The 26,047-nt window shown below is 48.2% G+C and carries 22 protein-coding genes and 1 riboswitch; of the genes, 14 read left to right on the top strand and 8 right to left on the bottom strand.

Annotation, left to right across the window (positions count from 1 at the left end):
* Positions 1–2: 2 nt before the first annotated feature.
* The 3 genes from thiE to ACRRSX_RS21550 all read right to left on the bottom strand — a co-directional run bounded on the left by thiE (position 3) and on the right by ACRRSX_RS21550 (position 4,742).
* Complete coding sequence (gene thiE / locus ACRRSX_RS21540) at positions 3–1,547, bottom strand: thiamine phosphate synthase (protein ID WP_432455548.1); 1,545 nt, start codon at positions 1,545–1,547, stop codon at positions 3–5.
* The gene (thiC, locus tag ACRRSX_RS21545; protein WP_432455547.1) at positions 1,537–3,486 is read right to left on the bottom strand and encodes a phosphomethylpyrimidine synthase ThiC; all 1,950 of its coding nucleotides are present in this window, start codon (positions 3,484–3,486) and stop codon (positions 1,537–1,539) included. The genes thiE and thiC overlap by 11 nt, the downstream gene beginning before the upstream one ends.
* 113 nt (positions 3,487–3,599) lie before the next feature.
* A riboswitch (TPP riboswitch) is annotated at positions 3,600–3,715 on the bottom strand.
* Between the two features lie 115 nt (positions 3,716–3,830).
* Entirely contained in the window at positions 3,831–4,742 is a 912-nt protein-coding gene (locus tag ACRRSX_RS21550; protein WP_432455546.1) for a 1,4-dihydroxy-2-naphthoate polyprenyltransferase, read from the bottom strand.
* A gap of 117 nt (positions 4,743–4,859) precedes the next feature.
* Between ACRRSX_RS21550 and ACRRSX_RS21555 the strand changes: the two genes are divergently transcribed.
* The 8 genes from ACRRSX_RS21555 (at position 4,860) to ACRRSX_RS21590 (ending at position 14,685) form a co-directional block, all read left to right on the top strand.
* Positions 4,860–6,185, top strand: a complete 1,326-nt coding sequence (locus tag ACRRSX_RS21555) for an isochorismate synthase (RefSeq protein WP_432455545.1) — start codon at positions 4,860–4,862, stop codon at positions 6,183–6,185.
* On the top strand, positions 6,172–7,905 hold the full coding sequence (gene menD, locus ACRRSX_RS21560; protein ID WP_432455544.1) for a 2-succinyl-5-enolpyruvyl-6-hydroxy-3-cyclohexene-1-carboxylic-acid synthase: 1,734 nt from the start codon (positions 6,172–6,174) through the stop codon (positions 7,903–7,905). Before ACRRSX_RS21555 ends, menD begins: the two co-directional genes overlap by 14 nt.
* Positions 7,895–8,674, top strand: coding sequence for a 2-succinyl-6-hydroxy-2,4-cyclohexadiene-1-carboxylate synthase (gene menH / locus ACRRSX_RS21565; RefSeq protein ID WP_432455543.1), 780 nt, complete (start codon positions 7,895–7,897; stop codon positions 8,672–8,674). The genes menD and menH overlap by 11 nt, the downstream gene beginning before the upstream one ends.
* Positions 8,675–8,683: 9 nt before the next feature.
* The gene (gene menB, locus ACRRSX_RS21570; RefSeq protein ID WP_432455542.1) at positions 8,684–9,529 is read left to right on the top strand and encodes a 1,4-dihydroxy-2-naphthoyl-CoA synthase; all 846 of its coding nucleotides are present in this window, start codon (positions 8,684–8,686) and stop codon (positions 9,527–9,529) included.
* Between the two features lie 66 nt (positions 9,530–9,595).
* Positions 9,596–10,552 carry an o-succinylbenzoate synthase gene (gene menC, locus ACRRSX_RS21575; protein ID WP_432455541.1) on the top strand — a complete coding sequence of 319 codons (957 nt, stop codon included), beginning with the start codon at positions 9,596–9,598 and terminating at the stop codon, positions 10,550–10,552.
* Between the two features lie 374 nt (positions 10,553–10,926).
* On the top strand, positions 10,927–11,919 hold the full coding sequence (gene xylF, locus ACRRSX_RS21580; RefSeq protein ID WP_432455540.1) for a D-xylose ABC transporter substrate-binding protein: 993 nt from the start codon (positions 10,927–10,929) through the stop codon (positions 11,917–11,919).
* A 60-nt stretch (positions 11,920–11,979) separates the two neighbouring features.
* Positions 11,980–13,503, top strand: a complete 1,524-nt coding sequence (locus tag ACRRSX_RS21585) for a xylose ABC transporter ATP-binding protein (protein ID WP_432455539.1) — start codon at positions 11,980–11,982, stop codon at positions 13,501–13,503.
* Positions 13,504–13,506: 3 nt separating this feature from the next.
* A complete protein-coding gene (locus tag ACRRSX_RS21590) occupies positions 13,507–14,685 on the top strand; it encodes a sugar ABC transporter permease (RefSeq protein ID WP_432455538.1) in 1,179 nt (392 codons plus the stop codon).
* A 44-nt stretch (positions 14,686–14,729) separates the two neighbouring features.
* On the opposite strand, the gene ACRRSX_RS21595 is transcribed toward ACRRSX_RS21590, so the two are convergent.
* The 4 genes from ACRRSX_RS21595 to modF all read right to left on the bottom strand — a co-directional run bounded on the left by ACRRSX_RS21595 (position 14,730) and on the right by modF (position 19,946).
* On the bottom strand, positions 14,730–16,460 hold the full coding sequence (locus ACRRSX_RS21595; protein ID WP_432455537.1) for a diguanylate cyclase domain-containing protein: 1,731 nt from the start codon (positions 16,458–16,460) through the stop codon (positions 14,730–14,732).
* 2 nt (positions 16,461–16,462) lie between these two features.
* Positions 16,463–17,497, bottom strand: a complete 1,035-nt coding sequence (locus ACRRSX_RS21600) for an extracellular solute-binding protein (protein ID WP_432455536.1) — start codon at positions 17,495–17,497, stop codon at positions 16,463–16,465.
* A 201-nt stretch (positions 17,498–17,698) separates the two neighbouring features.
* The gene (locus ACRRSX_RS21605) at positions 17,699–18,508 is read right to left on the bottom strand and encodes a CLCA_X family protein (RefSeq protein ID WP_432455535.1); all 810 of its coding nucleotides are present in this window, start codon (positions 18,506–18,508) and stop codon (positions 17,699–17,701) included.
* Positions 18,501–19,946, bottom strand: coding sequence for a molybdate ABC transporter ATP-binding protein ModF (gene modF, locus ACRRSX_RS21610; RefSeq protein WP_432455534.1), 1,446 nt, complete (start codon positions 19,944–19,946; stop codon positions 18,501–18,503). Before modF ends, ACRRSX_RS21605 begins: the two co-directional genes overlap by 8 nt.
* A gap of 322 nt (positions 19,947–20,268) precedes the next feature.
* Between modF and ACRRSX_RS21615 the strand changes: the two genes are divergently transcribed.
* The 6 genes from ACRRSX_RS21615 to ACRRSX_RS21640 are packed head-to-tail and all read left to right on the top strand — an operon-like array spanning position 20,269 to position 25,307.
* Positions 20,269–21,396 carry a D-alanine--D-alanine ligase gene (locus tag ACRRSX_RS21615; protein WP_432455533.1) on the top strand — a complete coding sequence of 376 codons (1,128 nt, stop codon included), beginning with the start codon at positions 20,269–20,271 and terminating at the stop codon, positions 21,394–21,396.
* Between the two features lie 10 nt (positions 21,397–21,406).
* The gene (locus ACRRSX_RS21620) at positions 21,407–23,188 is read left to right on the top strand and encodes a lysophospholipid acyltransferase family protein (RefSeq protein ID WP_432455532.1); all 1,782 of its coding nucleotides are present in this window, start codon (positions 21,407–21,409) and stop codon (positions 23,186–23,188) included.
* Positions 23,172–23,684 (top strand): hypothetical protein, encoded by a 513-nt coding sequence (locus ACRRSX_RS21625; RefSeq protein ID WP_432455531.1) that lies wholly within the window; start codon positions 23,172–23,174, stop codon positions 23,682–23,684. Before ACRRSX_RS21620 ends, ACRRSX_RS21625 begins: the two co-directional genes overlap by 17 nt.
* Positions 23,685–24,470 carry an NRDE family protein gene (locus ACRRSX_RS21630; RefSeq protein ID WP_432455530.1) on the top strand — a complete coding sequence of 262 codons (786 nt, stop codon included), beginning with the start codon at positions 23,685–23,687 and terminating at the stop codon, positions 24,468–24,470. It abuts the gene before it with no gap.
* A gap of 10 nt (positions 24,471–24,480) precedes the next feature.
* Positions 24,481–24,915 carry a YHS domain-containing (seleno)protein gene (locus ACRRSX_RS21635; RefSeq protein WP_432455529.1) on the top strand — a complete coding sequence of 145 codons (435 nt, stop codon included), beginning with the start codon at positions 24,481–24,483 and terminating at the stop codon, positions 24,913–24,915.
* On the top strand, positions 24,912–25,307 hold the full coding sequence (locus ACRRSX_RS21640; protein WP_432455528.1) for a hypothetical protein: 396 nt from the start codon (positions 24,912–24,914) through the stop codon (positions 25,305–25,307). Before ACRRSX_RS21635 ends, ACRRSX_RS21640 begins: the two co-directional genes overlap by 4 nt.
* 318 nt (positions 25,308–25,625) lie before the next feature.
* Here the strand turns inward: ACRRSX_RS21640 and ACRRSX_RS21645 are convergent, their stop codons facing one another.
* Complete coding sequence (locus tag ACRRSX_RS21645) at positions 25,626–25,868, bottom strand: GNAT family N-acetyltransferase (RefSeq protein ID WP_432455527.1); 243 nt, start codon at positions 25,866–25,868, stop codon at positions 25,626–25,628.
* Positions 25,869–26,047 lie beyond the last annotated feature (179 nt).

Consider the following 26,047-nt stretch of genomic DNA (forward strand, 5'->3'; position numbering starts at 1 on the left):
TCCTATCTGCTCATTTCAGTTGATTGACTGACAATCGCTTCGAGCTCGGCCAGCGCATTCGCGGGATCGGCTGCCTCGGTAATCGCTCGGACCACCGCCACACTGCCCACGCCACACTGCCACACCTGCTTGGCTCGCGGCAAATCGATGCCGCCAATCGCGACTAAGGGGTAATCGCTCATTAAGCTCGCGTAACGACTTAATTTCGCCAAACCTTGCGGCTTGGACGGCATATCCTTAGTAGTCGTGGGAAAAATATGACCCAGTGCAATATAACTAGGGCCTAGCTGACTGGCACGTAATAATTCGTAATAGCCATGGGTGCTAATGCCTAAACGCAAACCAGCAGCGGCAATTTGTGGTAAATCGGCCAAGGCCAGATCTTCTTGCCCCAAATGCACCCCATAGGCACCATGTTTTAGCGCCAATTGCCAGTAGTCATTAATAAACAAACGCGCCTGATATTGACGACCCAGTTGGATGGCTTGACGCACATCGCTTTCCACTTCCGCATTACTTTTATCTTTGATCCGCAGCTGTAGGGTTTTCACCCCCATCGCTAATAGACGCTCTATCCATGCCACGCTATCCACCACTGGGTAAACGCCAAGTTGATAGCTATCACAGCTCGCGAAGGACTGCTGCTCTGGCCAACTTTCGCTGAGGCCAAACAGCTTTCCTAGCGGCGTTTGTGCCGACTCAACCCGTGGAAAATATTGCCGCTGACTGGGCCAGCCCAAGTGCGCCAGATTGCCACAACCCTGCTGCTGCGAAAGTCCCTGATAGACATAAGCTTTAGCCAGCACCAGTGCATCTTCCATGGCAAAATCGAGCGCTAAACCAGCCGCCAGGGCGGAGGCCAGAGTACAACCAGTGCCGTGGGTATGCGAGGCTTCCAGTAACGGACTGGAGAGCAATATCTCGCGCAGCCCATCACAATAAAAATCCACCGCTTGTCCGGGCGTGAAATCTAAGTGTCCCCCCTTAGCCCACACGGCTTTGACGCCCTTGGCTAGCAACGCTGCGCAGGCTTGTTTCACGGCAACGGGACTGCTGAGCCCAATGCCCGTCAAACTGGCTAACTCACTGGCATTGGGCGTGAGCACATCAACTTGAGCCAATAGCTTGGGTAAAGCCGCTAGCAGATCGTCAGCCGCCAGCTTCGCTCCAGAACTCGCAACCAGTACAGGGTCGTACACCACCAGCGGTGGTTCCGACCAAGTCGCCTTATAGCTGGCTAACTTATCTGCCACCAAAGTCACTAACTCGGCGCAGCCTAACATGCCAATTTTAATCACCTTGGCCGGATTCGTTGCAGCCAAAGCATCCAACTGCGCGGCCAACATCGCGCCCGTGACCGTCTCCATGGCGCTCACTCCGCGAATATTTTGCGCAGTCAACGCGGTCACCGCAGTGGCACACTCAACGCCCAAATCATGGGCGCTCAGTAAATCGGCCTGCAAACCCGCTCCTGCACAGCTGTCACTCCCCGCGATCGTCCAAACTTGTGGGCGTAAGGCCGCGTCAAGGCAAGCGCTAGGCTTCATGGCTAGTCTCGGCAGTTAACGGAGAGTGGTAAATTTCGGCCCCCTTACTACGAAACTCAGCAGACTTTTCCGCCATCCCTTCAACCACTGCGGCAGGCTGATATCCAAGATCGGCAAGCGGTTCATCTAACAACTTAATCTCTAAGTCATTGGCATAATCTCGCACCTCTTGAGAGATCTTCATTGAACAAAATTTCGGGCCACACATCGAACAGAAGTGCGCCACCTTGGCAGATTCTTGAGGCAGCGCCTCATCATGGTAGGCACGGGCAGTATCGGGATCTAAAGCAAGATTGAATTGATCTTCCCAGCGGAATTCAAAACGCGCTCGACTCATGGCGTTATCTCGAATTTGCGCGCCAGCATGACCTTTGGCCAAATCGGCGGCGTGAGCGGCGATTTTATAGGTAATCATGCCCTGTTTTACGTCATCTTTGTTGGGTAGACCCAGATGCTCTTTGGGCGTCACATAACACAACATGGCGCAGCCAAACCAACCAATCATCGCCGCGCCAATGCCCGAAGAAAAGTGGTCGTACCCCGGAGAAATATCGGTAATTAGCGGTCCTAAAGTATAAAATGGGGCCTCGTCACAAACTTCGAGCTGCTTCTCCATATTCTCTTTGATCAGCTGCATCGGGACGTGGCCCGGGCCTTCGATAATCACCTGTACATCGTATTCCCAGGCAACTTTGGCCAACTCGCCAAGGGTTTCCAATTCGGCAAACTGCGCCTCGTCGTTGGCATCGGCAATCGAGCCCGGACGCATTCCATCCCCCAATGACAACGACACATCATAGGCGGCACAAATTTCACAGATGTCGCGAAAACGCTCGTAAAGGAAACTCTCCTGATGGTGGGCCAGACACCACTTGGCCATGATCGAGCCGCCACGCGAAACGATGCCAGTAATCCGCTTGGCGGTCATTGGCACATAACGCAGCAATACGCCAGCATGAATAGTGAAGTAGTCCACGCCCTGTTCTGCCTGCTCGATCAAAGTGTCGCGAAAGACTTCCCAGTTGAGATCTTCAGCCACTCCATTTACCTTTTCCAGAGCTTGATAAATCGGCACGGTGCCGATCGGCACAGGCGAGTTACGGATCACCCATTCACGGGTCTCGTGAATATAACGGCCAGTCGACAAGTCCATCACCGTATCGGCACCCCAACGGGTCGCCCAAACTAACTTCTCAACTTCTTCTTCTATCGAAGAGGTCACCGCCGAATTCCCAATATTGGCGTTCACTTTGACCAAGAAATTACGACCAATGATCATCGGCTCGGTTTCGGCATGGTTAATATTGGCAGGAATAATCGCCCGACCTCGCGCGACCTCATCGCGAACAAACTCACCAGTAATATGCGCCGGCAAGGAAGCACCAAAGGAATGGCCCGCTTGTTGTTCGGCCAGTAAATCTTCACGGATCTTGTCCCGTCCCATGTTTTCGCGGATCGCGATATATTCCATTTCCGGGGTGATAATACCTTGGCGAGCATAGTGTAATTGAGTCACTCGTTTACCAGGCTTGGCTTTTCGTGGTGTTGGCAGGCTGTCGAAACGAATATGATCGAGACCTTCATCGGCCAAACGTTGCTGAGAAAAGTTTGAGCTGTGTCCGGCTAAAGCCTCGGTATCGCCGCGCTCTTCGATCCAAGCCTGACGCTGTTGGGGCAAGCCCTTACGCACATCCAAATCGGCTTGTTGGTCACTATAAATTCCTGAGGTATCATAGACCCGAACCGGTTCATTGGCGGCAAACTTCGGATTTTCTTTACTACCGCCCACGAGGCTATCGGCTAAGTTAATTTGGCGCATCGCAACTTGAATATCGTCACGACTACCTTGAATATATATTTTTTCTGAATTTGGAAAAGCTTGACCCTGCAGATTATTAATATATTGCTCTGCAGCGGCTCTGGTTTCGCGTCTTGACATGACTTGCCTCTCAATAAAGTTATTAACAATGAGGCTTGTCGGATGTAGGAAAAGTAAGCAAAGCTAAGGGCGCAATATACGCCGTCGCAACGGTCCATTGGCACTTTCACAAAAAACTTACTCATCTTGTTCCCTGCGCAGGCATTATCCTGATCAGGTCATACGGATCCCACACAACAGTAGCAATACTACCCGTGGTCTCAGCCTTTCGGCACTCCGACAAGAGAGCCGAGTATAGGGCTGATAAATACAAATCACAAGCGGCAGATCAAAAACCAAACTGAGCAACACCGCTCAATACCCGCCAAGTAAGGTTGAGAAAGATGACAACCACAACTGATGGACTAAAGCTGAAATTGCAGACCGAGACTAAACAGGACACTCAACAAGAAACTCCATTTCGCCGTCGCTTGCAGTTGTTGATCTAAAACTTGGTGTTGGTACTGACAAAACACCGTAGCACTCACCTTGAGCAAGGCGAGCGCGGCCAACAGGTACAACCAAGCAAAACTGCTGGCAGCATTCAGCAATAGGTAGCTGGCGAACAGTCCCAAAGCGACCAATATTAATAACAGATGATAATAGCGCGCTCGGCGCTCCCCAAGACGCACCGCCAGAGTCAGCTTTCCAGCCGACAAATCGGGTTTAAAATCGCGAATATTATTGATATTAAGCACCGCCGTCGCCAGTAAACCACTCCCGGCCCCTACCAACCATACTGCAGGATCGAGCTGCTGAGTATGTAAATAATGACTGCCCACCACCCCTAGCAGACCAAAGAACACAAACACACTGAGATCGCCCAAACCGCGATAACCGTAGGGTTTCTCTCCCATGGTGTAGGCAATAGCGGCAACAATCGCCAGAGCCCCCAGACCAATGAAACCAAGCCAGGCCAGCCAATAATCGCCGATGCTCACCCACAACAGCAGCAAACCACTCGCCACCGATAACAAGGCCATTAGCACTATCGCCCGCAACATTTGCGGTGCGCTCAGCAAACCAGCCTGAATCGCCCGCGTCGGTCCCACCCGGGTCTCATCATCGAGGCCCTTCAGCGCATCACCATAGTCATTGGCTAAATTGGATAAAATTTGTAACAACACCGCCGTCAATAACGACAGTACAAATACTGGCCAACTAAACTGCTGCTGTTTCAGCGCCAGACAAGAACCTAAAAGAACCGACGAGCTCGCCAAAGGCAGCGTTCGCAAGCGGGCAGCATGCAACCAGGATTTCACAGTAATACTCAACATAAAAATAACAACTCGGCGCCTATTATTGCTCAGCATCAAAGCAGAACCAAATCTGACTATGATGTTATAAAAAAAACCGCTACATTGAGACGGTCGTCGATAGCAGGAATCGTAAAGGTGCAGCTCTCTTATAATCAATTTAAACTGCTGATGCAGCAACTAAAAAAGGCGCCACAGCATGGTTTTCAGCAAGCCTGCATCCGCTTGCCTAAATTAGATTTATTAGCCTGGTTAAATCAACAGCAACAACATACTCGTGGCTACTGGCGGGATAAACATCAGCAACAAGTGGCTTTTGTCGGTGCCGCAAAATCACTGATTGGTCAGGAACAACTACAAGCTCAGTGTGAACAACTCAACGCCCAAAACAATCAACTGCGATTCTATGGTGGTATTGCCTTTGCGGAACAAGCCGCATCGTGGCCCAGTTTCCCACAACAGCGTTTTATTTTGCCGCGCTTTGAGATCCGAGGCAATGGCGAAGATTTTCAATTCCTCATTAATGCCAATTTTGAACAACAAATCGACTTAGAATATCAACGGATCGAACAAGCTTTTTCATCGCTCCAAGCCACTCAAACCATCGAACCAAACCAGCTCACAGTGCTAAGTCGTCACGACCAGCCCAGTCAAGCCCAATGGCAGCAACTGGTGACACAGGTCACCAGCAGTGAATTTCAGCAGCATACTGCAAAAGTGGTCTTATCTAGGCAGACAAGTCTGAGCTTAAGTGCTGATATTAATGCTTTTTCACTGTTGCAACAATGGCAACAAAAAGAGCCTCAGTGCTATAGCTTCTTATTTCAGTTTGATGGCTTTCACTGCTTTGTTGGCTGTAGCCCCGAGCGCCTGTATTCACGGGAAGGAAGCCAGCTGACCAGTGAAGCCCTAGCCGGAACTGCCCCAAGAGGCGCAACTCCAGAACAAGATTTACAACTTGGACAGGCCTTATTAGATGACGCAAAAAACCAACGAGAAAATCAATTGGTGGCCGATGACTTAAGCTGTCGTCTCGGCGAACTCAGCTTACATGTACAAACCTTGGCCGAGCCAGAGCTCGTCAAGCTAGCTCAGGTGCAACATCTAAAGCGACGGATCATTGCTCAAATCAGTCCCGATTTGGATGATAGTACTCTGTTACATGCCTTGCATCCAACCCCCGCCGTCGGCGGTCTACCGCGCAGTTCGGCGATCCAATATATCTTAAAGCATGAAGGATACGCTCGCGGCTGGTATGCCGGTGCCGTCGGCTGGTTTAGTGGCGCGCAAAGTGAGTTTTCGGTCGCGATCCGTAGCGCCTTGGTCGGTGCTCAACAACTGACTATTTTTGCTGGCGCGGGGATCCTCGCCGGCTCAGATCCTGAGCTAGAATGGCAAGAACTCAACCACAAAATCGCCACCGTATTACAATTAGTCGATGAGGACGCCCTTGAACAAAAGTAACCCCAAAAATATTAATATCGCTTGGGCGGAACTGTTGATTGAAGACTGTCTGCGCCATGGTATTCGCCAGTTTTGTATCGCGCCGGGCTCTCGCTCTACCCCCTTAACCTTGGCCGTCGCTAATCACCCTGGCTGCCAAAGTCTGGTTCACTTTGACGAACGTGGTCTTGGCTTTTTCGCCCTCGGTCTAGCCAAGGCTAGCCGACAAACGGTGGCAATTATCACCACCTCTGGTACTGCCGTCGCAAACTTATATCCGGCGGTAATTGAAGCACGGCAAACCGGCGTGCCACTATTGATCCTCAGTGCCGACCGCCCCCAAGAGTTGCTTGCGGTGGGAGCCAATCAAGCCATTGATCAGCGTAGGATTTTTTCCGACTACCCGATTTACCAAGCCAGTTTAGCCGAACCCAACCTCGCCATGTCACCCAGTAGCATGCTCACGGAACTAGGTCAGGCCTTGGCCATGCAACAACAAACCGCTGGCCCGGTACATCTTAATTGCCCCTATCGAGAACCCTTTTACCCACAGCAGGCGCGACAAGATTTATCCAGCCACCTAGTTGACTTAGCCGTTTGGCACGACAGTGACCAACCCTATTACCAAGTAGTCATCAGCCCTCAGAGCCCCACTTGCTCGGCGGCTTGGTCAAGCTTGGATCGCAACAGCAAAGTGTTAGTGGTAGTTGGTAAACAACTGCCCGAACAGACTCAGGCGATTATCGCTTGGGCTGAGCAACACCATTGGCCAGTGGTAGTCGATTGTCAGAGCCATTGGCAAGTAGTCGATAGCAAAGTCATCACTCAAGCAGACTTATTACTGGCCAACCAGCACTTTGCCACGGCTAATCAACCGGATTTAGTGATCCAGTTTGGCGCGCATCTGGTCGCCAAACGTCTCAGCCAATGGTTGGCCAAGATCTCGACACAGCAGTGGCTAATTGATCCCGCACAGCAGAGACTAAATCCCAAGCATCAACAACAAATTCGCTGGCAGTGCCAGCCCACTACTTGGCTCAAGAGCCATCTGGCGAAGCAGCCAAGTAGTGGCGCTTACTTAGAGCGATGGCTCCAGGCACAGCAACAAATTCAACCCATCGTGCAGCAGCATCTGCAAGACTATTCAGAGCTATCGATCAGTGCTCAAATCAGCGCCTTACAAGCACCTGGCTCAACCCTCTTTATGGGCAATAGTATGGTGATACGGACCTTCGAACTCTTAGGCCAGAGCTGCGCTGCCACAAATTATTTTGCCAACCGCGGAGCCTCGGGCATCGACGGTCTGCTGGCAACCAGTGTCGGAATTAGTCAGGCTTTGGCTGGATCAACCAGCTTAGTGATTGGCGATACCTCGCTACTGCATGACTTGAATTCACTGGCGCTGGCGAGTCGCAACCAACATAAGCTAGTGATCATCTTATTGAATAATCAAGGCGGCGAGATCTTTAGTTTACTGCCTGAACTGGGTGAGCCCGAGCAGCACCAGCAACTGGCCGAGGACTATTACCAATTGCCCCAACAAACCAACTTCGCCGCAGCCGCGCAGTTATTTAACTTGCCCTTCCACAGAGTCTCGAGCAAGCAGCAATTCGAGCAAGCCTTTAAGCAAGCACAGCAACATCAAGGCGCGAGTTTGATTGAGGTTTGTTTTTCCGCCGGTGATGCCAGTCGGCGTTATCAGGCCTTACTCAGCGAGGTCAGTCAACAGCATGCACTTTAGTGTTTATGGACAAAGTCAACATCCCTGCTTGGTGCTGTTACATGGTTTCTTGGGGAATGGCAGCGACTGGCAGGCAGTCATCGCCGAATTAAGCGCTGATTATTACTGCGTCGCCATCGACATTCCTGGTCATGGTTTGAGCGGGCAGCAACGGTTGAAACCGCGCGCAGCATTCAAAGACTTTAGTCATCGCTTGAGCGCCTGCCTCAAACGCCTGAAAGTACGCCAATACCGATTACTCGGTTACAGCCTCGGAGGCCGCTTAGCTTTACATCACGCACTACTCGCTCCCAAAGGCTTGCAGCAGCTGATTATTGAATCGGCTCACCCAGGTTTATGCGACGCTCAAGCTCGCCAACAACGTTTAGTACAGGATCACCGTTGGGCCGACCGTTGCTTAAACGAGCCGCTGGAAGAGCTATTAAACGATTGGTATCAACAGGCGGTGTTTAGCAATTTATCGAGCTTACAACGCCAGCAACTGATACGAAAACGCAGCCACCAAGATCGTCAAGGCCTAGCTGCAACCTTAACCGCCTGTAGTTTAGGTTTACAAGATGACCTCTCAAAGCAGCTAAGACGCTTAAAAATGCCGCTCGATTTTATCGGCGGAAGTTTAGACCATAACTACCAGCGCCTAGCCAAGCAGCTACAGCAAGATTATCCGCAACAGCATTGGCATCACATTGCCAATGCTGGGCACAATTGCCACTTTGAACAACCGGCGCTGTTTTCCCAACAACTCACTCAGTGTCTTAAAAATATATAAGAGAAAAACATGACTACAATTGAACGCACCCCAGTAAATTGGCAAAACGTCAACCATGACTACCAAGATATTTACTACCATAAATCGAAATACGGTATCGCCAAAATCACCATTAATCGTCCGCAGGTTCGCAATGCTTTTCGACCGTTAACGGTGCAAGAGATGATGCATGCTTTGCACGATGCGCGAATTGATCCTGAAGTCGGGGTGATTATTTTAACTGGTGAAGGAGAGCTCGCCTTCTGCTCTGGTGGTGACCAATCGGTACGGGGGGATTATGGCGGTTATCAAGACGATCAGGGCACTCATCATCTGAATGTTCTCGATTTTCAACGACAAATTCGGACCTGTCCCAAGCCCGTGGTCGCGATGGTAGCTGGTTATGCTGTTGGTGGCGGTCATGTCTTACACATGATGTGCGACCTAACCATTGCCGCCGATAATGCTAAGTTTGGCCAAACTGGGCCTAAAGTTGGCTCCTTCGATGGTGGCTGGGGAGCCAGCTACATGGCACGCATCGTCGGTCAGAAAAAAGCCCGCGAAATTTGGTTTCTCTGTCGAATGTATGATGCCCAAGAGGCGCTCGACATGGGCTTGGTCAACACCGTGGTGCCCTACGCTCAATTGGAAGCCGAAACCGTACAGTGGTGTCGTGAAATGCTGCAAAACAGCCCAATGGCGCTACGTTGCCTGAAAGCCGCATTGAATGCCGACTGTGATGGACAAGCAGGCCTGCAAGAGCTCGCGGGTAATGCCACCATGCTATTTTATATGACCGAAGAAGGCCAAGAAGGACGCAACGCCTTTAACGAGAAGCGCCCTCCGGAATTCAATAAATTTAAAAGGAACCCTTAGGCAAATAACAAATTAATCATCTAATATTAGTAAGTTAACTTGCTGTGATTAATTTAAGGGATGAAAATGTCTTTCATCCCGCCTGCGAATAAGGAACTCGGTATGCTCTGTAATTGGCAAAGCGCAAAGATCTCTCGCTATACTCTGCAACTTCGTCACCCAATTAACCTTGGTCCACAGCAAATCAGCCAACGGCAAGGTCTCTATCTGGACGTCTGTTTTAACGATGGACGAAGAGGTCGTGGGGAAGTTGCCCCGCTGCCGGGCTTTAGCGAAGAAACGCTCGACCAAGCAGAGCAACAACTACTGGATTATTTACAGGGCCATAGTATTCGCAAGTTCTATCCCAGTGTCGCCTTTGCCATCGACTGCTGTGTCGCGGGTATGCCCCCAGAAGTACCGATCAAGGTCGCGTACCCCCTATTAGACGGTGACTTCGCCCAGTGCCAGCAAACCTTAGACCAGAGTCATGCAACTTTAGCCAAACTCAAAGTGGCTCGTAACTCCCCTAAAAGTGATCTAGAGCTAATTACCCAATTGCAACAACATTATCCTCAACTGCGTTTACGTTTAGATGCCAATCAAAGTTGGCTCTGGAACCAAGCAATTTATGTATTAGAAAATATCGATTTAAATCGTATTGATTACATCGAAGAACCGCTTGTCAACAGCCAACAGTGCGCGATGCTCGCCAAGCGAACCCAAGTCGGAATAGCTCTAGATGAAACCCTACAAGATAGCAGTTATCGCTACCACTACTTCGACGGTTTACGCAGCTTAGTACTCAAGCCGAGTCTAATCGGAACATGGCATCGCTGTACCAGCTTAATTGATCAAGCGCATGCCGACCAGGTTAGCTGTGTACTCAGCTCAGCCTACGAAAGTGAAATAGGTTTACAATGGATCCAGAACATGGCGAAAGACTTTACTCCCGAGCAAGCGCCAGGACTGGACACACTTAAAGCATTTAGCGACCAAACCATTCAACTTGAGCTGATCCAACAACTTCAAAATAACCACTAATTCGCTCAGCGGTGACCCTAAATAAATCAATAACGGCACCGCCAGCTCAACTTTTGAGCAGCCAATTCATAGCATCTTGCCGCGTTTTCGATGAAACCCCAGATCTCATTCAAGCATCGCTCATCACTTAAAAAGCGTTTTCTAGAGCCTTGTCACACTCTCACTACGTTTGTGAATAAACGTCATAAGCGTACAAAAAAGCGTCATTGGTTGTTTACCAATATCGACTTAGGCTGATTGCTGAGGAGTGCCTTATTGGGATGACCTCTACACCCTACAACTAGAGCAGATTGGCCGAACGATGTAATTCTCGCCAGGCACAATCGCCCTAAATAAAAACATAATAAAACAAGCTATCAAGCAAGGAGCCATATATGAAAAAGCTGATCATGTTAATCTGTACAGCCGTATTAGCCCTATCCACACCAGCCTTTGCCAAAACCGTAAAAATCGGTTTAGCCATCGATGATTTACGTCTAGAGCGCTGGCAGAAAGACCGCGATTTTTTTGTTGAGAAAGCTGAGGCGCTTGGTGCCAAAGTATTCGTACAGTCTTCAAATAGCAACGAGACTGCACAAATATCTCAAATTGAAAACATGATTTCTCGCGGTGTCGATGTATTAGTAATTATCCCTTACAACGGCAAGGTTTTGTCGAATGTTATCGCTGAAGCAAAATCTGAGGGCATTAAAGTGCTCGCCTATGACCGCTTAATCAATAATGCAGACATCGATTTTTATCTATCTTTTGACAATGAAAAAGTAGGTGAATTACAGGCCAAAGCGTTGATCCAACATAAAGCCAATGGCAACTTCTTTTTGATGGGAGGCTCACCTGTCGACAACAACGCGAAATTATTCCGCCAAGGACAAATGAATATCCTGCAACCGCTGATCGACAAAGGCGATATTAAAGTGGTTGGCGATCAATGGGTCGATGGCTGGCTCGCTGAAAACGCATTAAAAATCATGGAAAATGCACTCACCGCCAATAACAACAATATCGATGTTGTTGTTGCCTCCAACGACTCCACCGCTGGTGGTGCAATTCAAGCGCTTGAAGCGCAAGGTTTAGCCGGAAAAGTCTTTATTTCCGGTCAAGATGCCGACTTAGCAGCAACTCGTCGGGTCCTTGCTGGCACGCAAACCATGACGATTTACAAACCCATTAAGCTATTAGCCACCACCGCAGCCGAATTAGCGGTTGAAATGGGCGAAGGCAAAATGCCCAAAGCCAACTCGAGCTTAAACAACGGCACCAAAGATGTGCCCGCTTACTTGTTAACTCCGATCCCCGTAGACAAAGACAACATCGACAGCACGATTCTTGCCGATGGTTTCCACACCAAAGCAGACGTTTACCAATAACCTTCTGATCATCCAGCGGTATTGAAAGGCGGGGCCTTCCCCGCCTTTTGAGGAGCACTTATGAGTCAAACCAGCTTATTAACAATGTCTAACATTGTTAAGAAATTTTCCGGCGTGGTGGCCTTAAATGGAGTCAATTTTAATCTTGAGCGCGGTGAGGTGGTATCACTTTGCGGCGAAAACGGTTCGGGTAAATCAACCTTAATGAAGGTGCTCACCGGGGTGCACCCCTACGGATCTTATCAAGGTCAAATCCATTACAAAGGCCAACCCTTAATTTCACACAATGTCAGAGATAGTGAGGAAAAAGGCATTGCGATTATTCACCAAGAACTCACCTTGGTGAAAGAACTATCGATCTTGGAGAACATTTTTCTGGGCGCCGAGCTCAGCCATTATGGCGTGCTGGATCACAGCGCAATGTTTCAGCAAACCAAAGCCCTGTTGCAACGGGTGAACTTAGATATTTCGCCGGATACACCGATCCGCGAGTTAGGCGTCGGCCAGCAACAACTAGTGGAAATAGCCAAGGCCTTATCCAAACAAGCCGAAGTTTTGGTCTTAGATGAACCCAGCGCCCCACTCACCGAGTCGGAAACTCGGATACTGTTAGACATCGTCAAACAGCTGCGCAGTGAAGGCGTTAGCTGTGTGTATATTTCTCACAAGCTCACCGAAGTCAAAGAAATCTCTGACCGCATCTGCATTATTCGCGATGGTGAGCATATTGGGACTCAGTCAGCCAAACAAATGAGCACCGACGATATTATCAGCATGATGGTTGGCCGCGAACTCAAACAACTGTTCCCTCGGGAAGAACATCCGATCGGTGACGTGGTATTAAAAGTTGGGCCAGTGAATGCCAAGCTCACCAAAGGCTCGCCCTTAAAGCAAGTGGACCAAGTCAATTTTAGCCTACATAAGGGCGAAATATTAGCGGTCGCCGGTTTAGTGGGGTCGGGCCGCACCGAACTGATGCAATGCTTGTTTGGTTCCTATGCGGGCATTTATCAATGTCCGATCGAACTAGACGGTCAGCCAATTAAGATCCGTCATAATCGGGATGCTCTCAAATATGGCATTGCCATGGTACCTGAAGATCGCAAGCGTCACGGGATTGTTCCGATCATGGGCGTTGGCCATAACATTACCTTGGCAGGATTAAATATGTTTACTGGCCCCGCTCAAGCCTTAAACGAATCGGCGGAACAGGCCTCAATAGACCAATCCATCGCACGACTCAAAGTCAAAACCGCTTCTGCCGACTTGGCGATTAAAAGCCTTAGTGGCGGTAATCAGCAAAAAGCAATTTTGGCGAAGTTTCTGCTACTAAAACCGCGTATTTTAATTCTCGATGAACCAACACGAGGGATCGATGTGGGGGCTAAATATGAGATCTATAAACTTATTTTTCAGCTTGTTAAACAAGGAATTAGCATCATTATGGTGTCTTCAGAATTACCCGAAGTATTAGGGATCAGTGACCGAGTCTTGGTGATGCACGAAGGTAAATTAAAAGGCCTATTAGACAATCAAAACCTGAGCCAGGAAATGGTGATGGATTGTGCATTGGCCGAGGAGTAAAACATGTCTAGTCAAGAAACCACCATCACCCCCCCTGCAGTCAAGGGCAACTTGATGGATAAACTGAAAAAAATGCAGCTACAGGTATTAGTAATGTTTGCCGCTATTGCTTTGATCATGCTGTTTTTCTATTTTGCTACTGACGGTAGTTACCTCACCCCTCGTAATATTTCAAACCTGTTACGACAAACTGCAATTACAGGGATCCTCGCCATCGGTATGGTCTTTGTCATCATTTCTGCTGAGATTGATTTATCGGTCGGCTCAATGATGGGGCTACTCGGCGGCGCTGCTGCAATTATGGATGTATGGTGGCAACTGCCCTTGCCTCTCACCATTGTTCTCACCTTATGTGCTGGCTTACTGCTCGGGCTTTGGAATGGCTGGTGGGTTGCCTATCGCAGAGTGCCTTCTTTCATCGTCACTCTCGCCGGTTTATTGGCCTTTCGAGGTATTCTGATCGGTATTACTGGTGGCAGTACCGTGGCGCCCACCAGCCCCAGTATGGCGATTATTGGCCAAAGCTATCTCCCCGATCTGTTTTCGCTAATGACCACTGTTGGCGCATTGATCGTATTCTTTGCCTGGCAAGGCAAACGACGTAAAAACCGTAGTGCCCACCAGCTAGATAACAGTCCCATTGCCGGGGATATACTGAAATTTGGTTTTATCGCAATTTTTGCCTTAGCGGCAATATTGTTGCTCAACGATTATCGCGGCGTCCCCACCCCGGTACTACTATTGGTAGTTTTGATGTTTATCGCCGCATTCATGGCCAAAAAAACCGCTTTTGGACGGCGTATTTATGCCATTGGCGGTAATCTCGAAGCCAGCCGCCTATCAGGGATCAATGTAGAAAAAACTAAACTCAGTGTATTTGCCATTAATGGTTTATTAGTTGGGGTCGCAGGTTTAATTTTGGCCTCCCGCTTAGGCGCGGGTTCCCCCTCGGCGGGTAATATCGCCGAACTGGATGCAATTGCCGCCTGTGTGATTGGCGGTACCAGCTTAGCGGGTGGGGTCGGTACCGTATTCGGAGCTGTTTTAGGCGCCTTTATCATGGCCAGTCTGGACAACGGAATGAGCATGATGGATGTACCGACCTATTGGCAATCGATCATTAAGGGCAGTATTTTGCTACTCGCAGTATGGATGGATGTTGCCAGTAAAAAACGCGCTTAAAACAGCACGCTGTGCAAGCCGACAATGATCGCACACCAGGCTGCTTAATTGTTGGACTGAGCTGATTTAAGGTCGTAAAAGCAAAAGCAATTACGACCTTTTTCCTTGGCTTTATACATCGCGGCATCAGCATTTCGGATCAACATTTCGGCATTAATGCCATCACCCGGATAAATACTGATGCCAACACTGGCGTACACCGGATGAACCTGAGTATCCAAATATATTTCTTCGGCTAAACGACTTAAAACCTTATTCACCACCGACGATGCATCCTGATGCTGGTCTATCGAAGTCAATGCGAGCATAAACTCATCTCCCGCAAAACGAGCCACCGAATCTTCCGCTCGAATGGTGTCTCGCACCACCTGCGCAACTTGCTGCAATAATTGATCACCCGCAGCATGACCAAAACTATCATTCACCTGTTTAAAATCATCTAAATCAATAAACACGACTGCCAATTGAGTCTCACTAAGTTGTGCTTGACGCATCGAGGCATTTAACTGCTCCAAGAACAGCGCTCGATTTGGCAGGCCAGTCAAACCGTCGTGACTGGCGAGATGACGTAGATTAGTCTCATTGTCTTTCAGTATTTTAATCTGCAGGTTAATTTGCTGCGACATGGCATAGAAACTATTCGCAAGTAAACCAATCTCATCATTACGGTCGCTTGGTAATAAACGCTGATCCAACGACTGGCCCGCAGAAAAATCTTTCACTGCCGCCACCATATTACGGATCGGCATCGACAAAATCCGAGCAAACAACAGTGAGGTCAATAATCCCAATAGGCTCAAACCCAAACACACCTTAATCATTGAACCAGCCAAGACATCCATAATCGCACTCAAGCTTGGTAAAGGGCTAGCCAAACCCAATACCGCCATTTTTTGATTGGTGATAGAACCATAAAACAACGCAGTAAATGATACCGCCCGTTGGTAATTCACGCCAACAGAGGAGGGCAATACATAGGTCAGCGGTTGATGGTTACTAAATAACGCTTCCATTTCGGGAAAATCTTGTTGAATTAAATAGCGGTGGCCAAAATGAAAACCAAACTGCTTATCAGAATCTGGATTCACTAAATAATCACCGTGCTGATTACTCAGATAAATATCAACACCTTTTGGTAAATCCGCCTGTAATAAACTAAACAATTGGGTCAAACTTACATTAATCACCACCAAACCGAGCGTCTGACCATCAACATACACTGGCGAAGCAACCTTTAAAGTTGGATGATGCAAATCCACTTCCAAGCCCTGCTCGGTATGAATTTCAATATCCGATAGATAAACTTCATCCGGACTAAGCCGCAACGTTCGAAAAACATAAGGATAATGAGCTTTTTCTTCTAACTCAGAAGGGCTGCGAGAAACCACACCAGAACTTAAACGGTCCACCCGAATCAACTCTCGACCAAAGTCGGCGGCACCAATAAAACGGATCTGAAAATAAGAAGAGTTTAACTTCAGTTTTTGGGTAAATATTGAATTCAGTTGCTCGGCAAATTCAGCGGGTTGAAGCGTACTAAAATAACCGACGGTCTGTGGTATAGCACTCAAAAAACGTGCATCTTTGGCAATTTCATCGATGGTTCGACTAAACTCACGGGTTAATATTTGAGTGGTTGTGGCTAGTTCTCGTTCGGCGCTTTGGCTGAGCAAACCGCGGCTTTCGTGATAACTGATGGTCGCCGTCACGATCGAGGCTAAGATCCCAAACATTGAAAACCATAAGCCAAGACGAAGTGAGATGGAATTACTCATGGTCATTCCATCGTGGCCATATTTTTGCCACTTAGAATAAGCTGCCAAACTTGACTACGACGTTGCTGATCCTCTACCGCTTGTAGCCAGATAATTTTATCTTCGGTAACACTTCGCGGATCTTGTACAATCGTATTCGCCAGCCCTTGGCGCTGAGTTAAACGCTCACTCACCCAAGGCTCTAAAGTGTAATTAATCCATTGATGGGCTAACTCTGAGTTTTTCATGCCTGCCGAAAGAACCCAACAATCAAGCCAGGCTAAGGCTCCTTCTCTTGGGATCACGTAACCAACCTGAGCGCCAGCATCGGTGAGCATTTTGACCTGCTGCGCGCCATAGTTAGCAAACATCAGCGCTATATTTTCCTGAGTAAAATAATCTAGCGCCTCCTCGGGGGAAGCATAAAAGGTCAATACATTCCGTCGCAAAGCCACTAAACGTTCGGTGGCTTGCCTGAATTGCGTCTCATCCAATTGAAACGGATTAGCAACCCCCTCGACCATCGCCGCCAAAGAGTAATTATGCGAACTGCCGTTATAAGCCAAAATTTGAGCACGATAACGGGGATCCCATAATACCTGCCAACTAGTAGGAGGCTGTTTAAACATGGCTAAATTATAAATAAGCCCCATTTCAGAGTAGGTATAAGGTACCGCATACACGGCATCGCCGCGAGTCGCTCCCGGGATCGATTGCAATGCCTTAAAGCGAGACCGTTGATGAAGCACATTCGGCAGTAGTTTTGGATTGAGCGGCTGGGTCAAATTAGCGTTGATGTAACGCTGCAATTCGGCGCTATTCACCGCAAATACATCAAAATCAGCCCCCTGCTGATGACCGATCCGTAGCCACATATCATCATCGTTAGTCACATAACTAACTTTAACTTTTACTTGATAGCGTTTCTCGAACACGGTCACAATATCGCTGTCAGCATAACCGGGCCAAGCCAGTACCCGCAAATCGACCTGCTCTGCAACCGCTGGCAAAATAGCTAACCAAGCAACCAGCAAACCTGCTGATATAACTCGCAACATTCCTTGTTCCTTGATGTTTACTTAGAGCTAAGCTATAAAACGTAAAATAACAATAGAGTGATTAAGTATACGAATAATGTCCATAATGTGAATTAAAAGTTAAGCGCATTCAACAAACCATCGCTATAAAGCTTAGCTTACTCTTCAGCGCTTATACAAAATCCATGTGTGAACGATTGATTGCTACAAGAAAAATGAATATTAGAGTTCAGTTTGGGTTAACGCTTGACCCAGTGATTCAAAATAAGCCAGTAGCGCAACGCCAATCCGCTGCAGATGTTCGGAATCTGGGTAAGCCCCTGCTTGAGCAAGCTCACTTTGCTTGGTTCCACTCACCAAATAGGCATTTTTGAGTTCCTCGCGACTTTGCACCCAAGCTTCGAAAGCACGAGCCATCATCTCCGTTGGCAGACTAAAATAACTTTGCTTAAACTGCCTATCTAAGGCCAGCGAACGTCGCACATAAGAGTTTAGATCTTGTCCATCTGAGCTTAATAGAGCCACAGCAAACAAGCGGTTGAGGCGTTGATTCAATGGATGCTGGCGTTGCCGATCATCAGACAACCAGCGACTTGAAGCAAAATCATGGATAGCCGCGGGCTCAACAAATAACTTATCGGCCATATAATGATCGAAGGCATGCCACCATTCATGGGCCAAAGCACCTGCCCCTGCATTTTTTGCTAAGGCAAGGGTTCGTGAATTGAGTGCGTAATGGGCTTGCGCTAAACGCTGCCCGCCATGCCCAAAGGCCAAGTTTAAATGACCGCGTAACCCCAAGGCCTGAGGCGGCAAATTTAATAGAAAAGCAAGATCAGCCAAAGCATCAAATAATAAGTTTGCGGCCAGCACCTTTTCTTGCGCAGTCACCCAAGCGCCAATGCTTAAGCCCGCAAAACCAAAAGTATTTTTAATGTCAGCAAAATCCACTTCATCACCATGACGGTAATCGGGCCCTCGCCGATAGTAATCACGATATAAACCTGATTGACCCGGTTCCGACTTATCCAAACTCAGATCCTAGCGAACGACTGATCTGAATTTTACCATCCACAAAGTCGATGAAATGGTGAATACTGGGTAATGCATCTTGCTGATGGTGCGTCACATACACCAGATGACTCAGTTGATATTTTGCGACTCGCTCAAGGGCATTCAGCACCAAACGACGCTGTAAAAAATCTAAGCCTTGGCATGGTTCATCAAGTAATAACAAAGCGGGGCCTTTCACTAAGGCTCTAGCAATCAGCAGTAGCCGTTGTTGTCCGTAGGATAAAGATTTAAAACCACAGTTAGCCAGCTCAGTTAAACCAAATAGTTCCAACCACAACTTGGCTTGTTGTCGTTCCAGCTCCGAAACTTGTTGATAGATACCGATGGAATCATAAAGACCTGACAACACCACTTCCAGAGCACTGCAGTTAACCCGATACTGCAAATGTAAACTCGAGGAAACCATGCCAATTTGCCGTTTAATTTCCCAAATGCTTTCGCCACTTCCCCGAGAATAACCCAAGACTTCAATTTGATTACTATAACACTGGGGATGGTCGCCAAAGATCAGGTTAAGTAAAGTGCTCTTACCACAGCCATTCGGCCCCCGAATTTGCCAATGCTGACCTGCTTCAATACTCCAAGTTAGGCTCTCAAATAGCGTTTCACCGGCATAGGCCACTTGCCCATCGCGGATCGAAAACAAGGGACCCGATGGCGGCGATTGGCACTGTTGGCGTAAACCTTCAACAATCGCGAATGACTGCCGCTCAGCCTGTTGCTCTAACAAACGACGCTCTGGGTGCTCGCGCCATTGCTCGATGGTGAGTTGTTGACTCAAAGCCTGATCGTCGAGCACCGCAACATGACTGATCGCCGCAGGTAGCTCTTCGTCACGCGAACTAATCAGCATCAGTTGGCTCTGCTGGGCAAGCGAGGCCAGTAAATCCAGTAACTGTTGTTGGTGCGCCAGATCTAAACCGGCAAAGGGTTCATCGAGCACCAATAACTGCGGCTGGCGAAGTAAGGCCAAGGCCAGCATCACTCGGCGAGTTTCTCCCGTAGAGAGCAGCTTAAAACCACGCGCCAACAAACCACTTAAATCACACTGTTCGATCACTGCTTGTCGTTGCGCTGGCTCATGGTTAACCCGCAGCAATAATTCAGCCACACTATGTCCGGGGTCGAATTGGTCACTAAAATCGCTGTCATCTTCGGCTAACTCGCGCTCTAACAATGCTTGTTGCTGCTCTAGGGAGACCAAAGCCACTCGCTCCGGCGCACCGCAACACTCGCCAGCTTGAGCAATTAATTCACCATTGAACCACGCCCCCAACAAAGATTTACCACTGCCACTGTGGCCTAAAATGGCCCAGTGCTCAGTTGCTGCTATCGACCAATGTTTGATTGCTAAACGCCGCTCACCGGCGAGCAGTACCAAGTCTTGTATGATCATCGAAATACTTCCTAGAGCCTTAGGGGATACTTGTTGGAGATGAAACACGATTCATCCCTGGCCGCAATAGCATAAATTAAACGTCCCTTATCTTCATCTAAATCCCTCATGACGATTGGTCAACACTGGCATTTCACTGCCCACTACGACCAATCTAGCCGAGACATAAAGTCAGCTTAAGAAGCCCTTTTATTGCCATATTCAGCATAATTTGAAAATCCTTACCCACTTGTCAGCGGACTAAATTTGAAGACCTTGAATTATTTATTGGGTTTCTCAGGTCTGATAGGGCAGAACAAATATAATTGGACGCCTCTATACCGTGACTCAAGCATCAAATCATAAACCCTCCACACCCTATGTCTCTCCCGGTATGCCCGCCTTAGATATGAGTGGCAAAGCCACCTCATTCTTTGAGTTTTGGCCAACTTGGGCAGTCTACATTCCAGTCGTGGTACAGTGCTTACTGTTAAGCCTACGGCATCGCTCGCTCACTTTACCACTACTCGCCAACCCCAAGTTGCCGTTAGCGGGCATGGTTGGTGTTGGCAAGAGTGAATTACTCTGTCAAGCGCAAGGACACTGCGAACAAGCCGTGCTGCGTTGGTTAAAAGTGACTCGCAGTGGCGCACCACTAGAACGCCAAGTTGAAGACTTAATATCCTTAATGGCGCAACGTGACTTGCAATTTCCCTTGGTTGGAAAACCCGATATCGGCTGTCGAGGTGCAGGAGTCAAGTTACTGCACAACACCAAACAATTACGCGAATGTTTAGCCAGCTACCCACTCAATGCCGTGATGTTGCTCCAAAAACTGGCCAGTTATGAAGCGGAAGCGGGCGTGTTTTTTGTTCGTCACCCTGAACAAGCCGAGGGGAAAATTATCTCATTGGCACTCAAGTACACCCCCTATGTACTCGGCGATGGAACCAGTACCTTAAGGCAACTCATTCAAGCTGATCCCCGCGCCAGCCAATTACAGCACCTATATCTATCTCGTCACCAAGACAAATTAGATGAAGTGCTCCGCCTCGACCAACCTTATAAGCTGGTATTCTCTGCCAGCCACTGTCGTGGCGCTATTTTCCGCGATGCTCAGCATCTGATCACGCCACAACTGAATGCTGCAATCAATCGGATCATGGCTGATCTACCAGAGTTTTATTACGGCCGCATGGATATAAAATTTGCCGATATAGAGCAGTTACAACAGGGCAAAAACTTAGAAATAGTGGAGATCAATAGCGCCAGTTCTGAATCACTACATATTTGGGATCGCAATACCTCTTTTCGAGAAGCAATCCGCTCATTGCTGTTTCAATATAAAACCCTGTTCGAACTCGGCGCTGCAAATCGTAAACGAGGCTATCAACCACCAAAATTTAAAGAACTGCTGGTTCGCTGGAAACACGAGCGCGAACTAAGCGCTAGCTACCCAGAAACAGACTAAGGAGCAGTCCATGCAAAAATTCGATAACCCATTTAAGCTAAAGCTGCGTCCCCAATGGCTGGCACGCATCCTTGAGCAGGTACTGGCTCTTTCGCCCTTGGCCAAGCACTATGCAAGTCGGCCACGGCACGCCGATAAGCAGCACATCGCCGCTACGTTTTTACGTCATACTATGCGCAGCCTGGATTTCTCATTATTGGTCAACAATCCTGAAATCTTTCAAACTATCCCGCAACAAGGCCCACTATTGATTGTGGCGAATCATCCTTTAGGCGGTTTAGAAGGCGTCGCGATGAGTGAGCAACTGCTACAAGTGAGGCCAGACTTAAAGGTGCTCACCAATCAACTATTGGCCAATATTCCCGAGTTTAACCAGCTATTCATTGGGGTGGATGTATTATCAAAAAATGCTACCAAAGCTAACGCCAAAGGGATCAGAGCGGCTTGCCAGCACCTCGCCAAGGGCGGCGCGCTGATGATTTATCCTGCGGGCATGGTCTCGGCCATCAATACCGACACCGGCAAAATTGAAGACCGTCAATGGCATACTTTGGTTGGTCGTTTGGCGCTGCGTTATCAGGCGACGGTACTACCCTGTTTTGTCTCAGGCCGCAACTCGAAGCTGTTTTATTTAGCCGGCCTCGTACATCGTCGACTCAGAACTCTATTGCTGCCCCGAGAACTGGTGAATAAACGTGGCCGTGAATTTACCCTGCAGCTAGGTCAAACGATTGCCCCTAAGGACTATCAAGACTTAGCCGATGAGCAAGCCGTGACTGATTATTTTCGAGTCGCCACCGACCTACTGAGTTTATCGCCACTCACCACTCCCAAGCTGGTGTCGAAATATCCCCCGCTACACTTGGTTGAAAGCCTGCCCCATGGCCGCCAACAATTACGTCAGCAATTACAAGCGCTCGAAGATTGCATGTTACTCGAACGACGCAACTTTGCAGTCTATTGTGCCCCATACTCACGATTAGGCCCGATGATGGATGAAATAGCTCTCGCCAGAGAAGTCACCTTCAGAGCCGCTGGCGAAGGCACCGGAAAACCACTCGATAGTGATCAGTTTGACCCTCACTACCTGCACCTGTTTGTTTGGGATAAACAAGCCAATTGCTTAGTTGGCGGTTATCGTTTAGGTCAAGCCAATGAGATTGTGAAACAACATGGCATTAAAGCCTTATATAGCCGCTCTCTGTATGATTTTGAACCACAATATCTGCAACGCATGGGTGACTGTCTGGAGATGGGGCGGTCGTTTGTGGTTCCTAAGTATCAACGCCATCCGCGGGCTCTCGACTTGCTTTGGCAGGGGATTGGTCACTATGTTGCCAAACATCCGCAATATCACACCTTATTTGGCTGTGTCAGTATCTCTCAAGAGCATTCTGAGCTCGCCCAAGCTTTTATATCTGACTCTATGATTTCTGCCTTTCGGGCTGAACAACGTTACTTAAATGACGTCAAGCCAATGGTGCCTCTCAAGGTTAAAGGCAAGGTATGGACTACCAAGGTACTCGCATCCTTAAGTAATATCGCCATCTTAAACAAACTGATTGGGCAATGCGAACCGGGGAAATCGATCCCAATTTTATTACGTCATTATTTAGCGCTAAACGGTCGTTTTGTTTGTTTCTCGGTGAACAACCGCTTCAATCAATCACTCGATGGGTTAATTATTGTTGATCTTAGAAAGACCCCTCAGAAATATTTACGGCGTTATCTCGGTCAAACGGGTAGTGAAATATTTTTAACTAAATGGAGACATAATGAAGCCGCTGCATAAGGCAACCATCGGGGCATTGCAACAAGTACAACACTTAGTCGAAGCCAGTGATAGACAACGCTACAATCAACCCTCACGACACAGTGAATCTGGGATAGGACGCCATGTGCGACATATTTTGGACCACTTTTTAGCACTACAACAAGGTATTAAACAAGGCTGTATCGACTACAATCAGCGTCATCGCGACAGTCAGTTAGAACAGGACCCAATGATTGCATTACAACTCATTCACCAACTGAACCATTGGTTTTCGGTAAGCGAGACTACGCTCGCAGACGCGCCCATTCGAGTTGAATCTGAAATTTCCAGTGTGCAGCAGTGTAGCCAGCAATTTGACAGCAGCATCGACCGAGAACTTTGTTATCTAATTAATCATACGGTGCACCATGTCGCCTACGCCAAGCTGGTAGCTAAAGAACTCGGGCTGCTGGTAAATGCCAAAATTGGGATAGCACCAAGTACCGCCAGTTATCTGCGTCAGCAGGCCAATTAAATGTGTACTTTAAGCCTGATACGCCTGCCACAGCAGCTAGTCATCACCATGAATCGTGATGAGGCAAGAACTCGTCATGAAGCCGGACTCATCCAGCACAGCATATGCAACACTCAGCTCTTATATCCACGCGATGCTCAAGCGGGTGGCAGCTGGTTTGGAGTGAACAATCATGGGGTAACGCTGGCCTTACTCAATCGTTATCAAGATCCACAGCACAGCGATGCGCCAAGCCGCGGAACCATCATTCCACAGGCGCTCAATGTTGGCGCAGCCGAAGCACTTGAAGAACATTTAACCAACCAAGATTACCGTGACTATAATCCTTTCGATTTATTGATGATGTCACCACACTTATGTCAACACTACCGCTGGAATGGCCAACAACTCAGCACCAGTCCAGTCACTCAAAAAGCGCTGCTATTCAGTTCTTCGGCGCTAGATACCAAGCGGATTATCGCCAAGCGCCAACAGTACTTTGCGCAATGGTGGCAAAGTCAGGAGGAAAATCTCAAACAGAATGCAGAACAGTTGGCCAACGGTGTACTGCAAGCCGTTCACCTCCAACAAGGCAAGCAGCCGAATGAATCCGTATTAATGGATCGCCAAGATGCTCACAGCAAAAGCATATGCCAAGTGGTCCTCGGTAGGAAAAATCTTAATTTTAACTACTACCCCGAAAACAGTTTAGCGCACTGGCGCAACCAAGCGGCAAATCCAAAAAGAGACTGGCAGTCATTGCATAGACAGCAGCGCCAGTTAATCCGCCTTACCCCCAGTCAATGAGAGAGGAACCATGATGAAAAAGCTCCTATTTAGTTTGCTACTACTATCTGGCACCAGCTACGCCGCCGATGCTATTTATACGCCTTGGTATAACAATTTAGCAATTAAAGGCTACGACAGCGTCGCCTACTTCACCGACAATGCGCCGATAGAAGGCAGCAAGCAATACCAATATCAGTGGCAGGGTGCGATCTGGCAATTTAGTAATGCCGAACATCTCGCCATGTTTAAGGCGCAACCGGAAAAATATGCCCCACAGTATGGCGGCTATTGCGCCTATGCCGTCGCCAACAATAGCACCGCCAGTATTGAGCCAGAGCAATTCACCGTGAACCAAGGTAAGCTCTATCTCAATTACGATGCCGAAATACAAAAAAAATGGCTCGCGCAACGCGATAACTATATTGCAGACGCCGATAAAAACTGGCCCAGTGTACTGAAATGATACAGCGCTACAGCAAGTTAGTGAATGGCCTCAGCCCTTGGCAAATAGCCATCTTAGCGGCACTGGGATACGGCGCTTGGGCCGCTTTGGTTAATCGGGAATATGGGCCAGTTGTCAGCTTAAGAGCCGGACTGGTACAAGGCAGCTACGCGTTTGTTTCAACGGCCTTGATTAGTTATGTCGCTCGAGCAGTATTGCAACGCTGGGGGTATCACCAGCACATCCGTTACTTAGCAATGCTGCTAAGTTGGTTGGTAATGCTGAGCATTCCCAGCCTGTTACACCTGTGGCAACATACCCCAAATTGGCAGCAAGCGATGCTACCCGGCGTATTATTCGGAAGCCTCTATTTATGGAGCTACTGCCAACAGCTGCAACCAAGCAAATCATGACTCAAAGGGATTTTAATCCTCAGCGAAGTAATGTCTTAAAAGTATTTCACATCAAATAAATCACGGATTTCAGAAGTGAGGGGCATGAGGCTTGGCGAAGTCTCAAAATGCCAAAGCGAGCCCCATCAACGACCATGGTTTAAAGCTTCAACGGAACATCTATCCGCTGATTTCGCCTGCAATAGCCAGTGATCTATCACTGCCCTCTCAGCACCTCGTAGAAAATTGAAACACGCTCTACAACATGTCTTGGCAACACTATCGTTGTTTCACCATGAAGTACTGACAGCCCGTTTTGGGGTAACCTTCTTGCACCCACTACACTTGATAATCCTGCGGTTTATAAAAGGGCATGGCTTGAAAATCTAGTGAGTGCAAGAAGCACTTAAGACAAGCCCGAAATTTCCCCACTTGCTCTACTTTATTTAAAATTTGACGACCAATATCTTGACCGGGTAATGCTTCACAAACCCCTAGCGTATCCAATAACAAGCAATCACCAAAAGAGCGAGTGATCGCACCAGCAATCACCTCACCGGTATTACTTTTCAGTTGAACCACGAGCGGAATTCTTTCGGTAATTTCCCAATTGGCGAGTTAAAGTCCTTGATTTGTTTATCGAGATAATCAATCGGCTGTTGAGTAGGATTGTCTAATACTTCAATGTTTATTTAAACTCCGTAATGCTCAGTAGGACTGACGACATGCCAAGCTTGGCTGCTTTCAGGCCTTTCATTGTT

The organism is Agarivorans sp. QJM3NY_30, from assembly GCF_050870855.2.
Classification (GTDB): Bacteria; Pseudomonadota; Gammaproteobacteria; order Enterobacterales; family Celerinatantimonadaceae; genus Agarivorans.

Excerpts from the sequence above, each read along its gene's own strand:
- thiE (WP_432455548.1), bottom strand. The coding sequence starts at position 1,547 with ATGAAGCCTAGCGCTTGCCTTGACGCGGCCTTACGCCCACAAGTTTGG.
- thiC (WP_432455547.1), bottom strand. The coding sequence starts at position 3,486 with ATGTCAAGACGCGAAACCAGAGCCGCTGCAGAGCAATATATTAATAAT.
- ACRRSX_RS21550 (WP_432455546.1), bottom strand. The coding sequence starts at position 4,742 with ATGTTGAGTATTACTGTGAAATCCTGGTTGCATGCTGCCCGCTTGCGA.
- menH (WP_432455543.1), top strand. The coding sequence starts at position 7,895 with ATGCACTTTAGTGTTTATGGACAAAGTCAACATCCCTGCTTGGTGCTG.
- menB (WP_432455542.1), top strand. The coding sequence starts at position 8,684 with ATGACTACAATTGAACGCACCCCAGTAAATTGGCAAAACGTCAACCAT.
- menC (WP_432455541.1), top strand. The coding sequence starts at position 9,596 with ATGTCTTTCATCCCGCCTGCGAATAAGGAACTCGGTATGCTCTGTAAT.
- xylF (WP_432455540.1), top strand. The coding sequence starts at position 10,927 with ATGAAAAAGCTGATCATGTTAATCTGTACAGCCGTATTAGCCCTATCC.
- ACRRSX_RS21585 (WP_432455539.1), top strand. The coding sequence starts at position 11,980 with ATGAGTCAAACCAGCTTATTAACAATGTCTAACATTGTTAAGAAATTT.
- ACRRSX_RS21590 (WP_432455538.1), top strand. The coding sequence starts at position 13,507 with ATGTCTAGTCAAGAAACCACCATCACCCCCCCTGCAGTCAAGGGCAAC.
- ACRRSX_RS21595 (WP_432455537.1), bottom strand. The coding sequence starts at position 16,460 with ATGAGTAATTCCATCTCACTTCGTCTTGGCTTATGGTTTTCAATGTTT.
- ACRRSX_RS21600 (WP_432455536.1), bottom strand. The coding sequence starts at position 17,497 with ATGTTGCGAGTTATATCAGCAGGTTTGCTGGTTGCTTGGTTAGCTATT.
- modF (WP_432455534.1), bottom strand. The coding sequence starts at position 19,946 with ATGATCATACAAGACTTGGTACTGCTCGCCGGTGAGCGGCGTTTAGCA.
- ACRRSX_RS21620 (WP_432455532.1), top strand. The coding sequence starts at position 21,407 with ATGCAAAAATTCGATAACCCATTTAAGCTAAAGCTGCGTCCCCAATGG.
- ACRRSX_RS21625 (WP_432455531.1), top strand. The coding sequence starts at position 23,172 with ATGAAGCCGCTGCATAAGGCAACCATCGGGGCATTGCAACAAGTACAA.
- ACRRSX_RS21630 (WP_432455530.1), top strand. The coding sequence starts at position 23,685 with ATGTGTACTTTAAGCCTGATACGCCTGCCACAGCAGCTAGTCATCACC.
- ACRRSX_RS21635 (WP_432455529.1), top strand. The coding sequence starts at position 24,481 with ATGATGAAAAAGCTCCTATTTAGTTTGCTACTACTATCTGGCACCAGC.
- ACRRSX_RS21640 (WP_432455528.1), top strand. The coding sequence starts at position 24,912 with ATGATACAGCGCTACAGCAAGTTAGTGAATGGCCTCAGCCCTTGGCAA.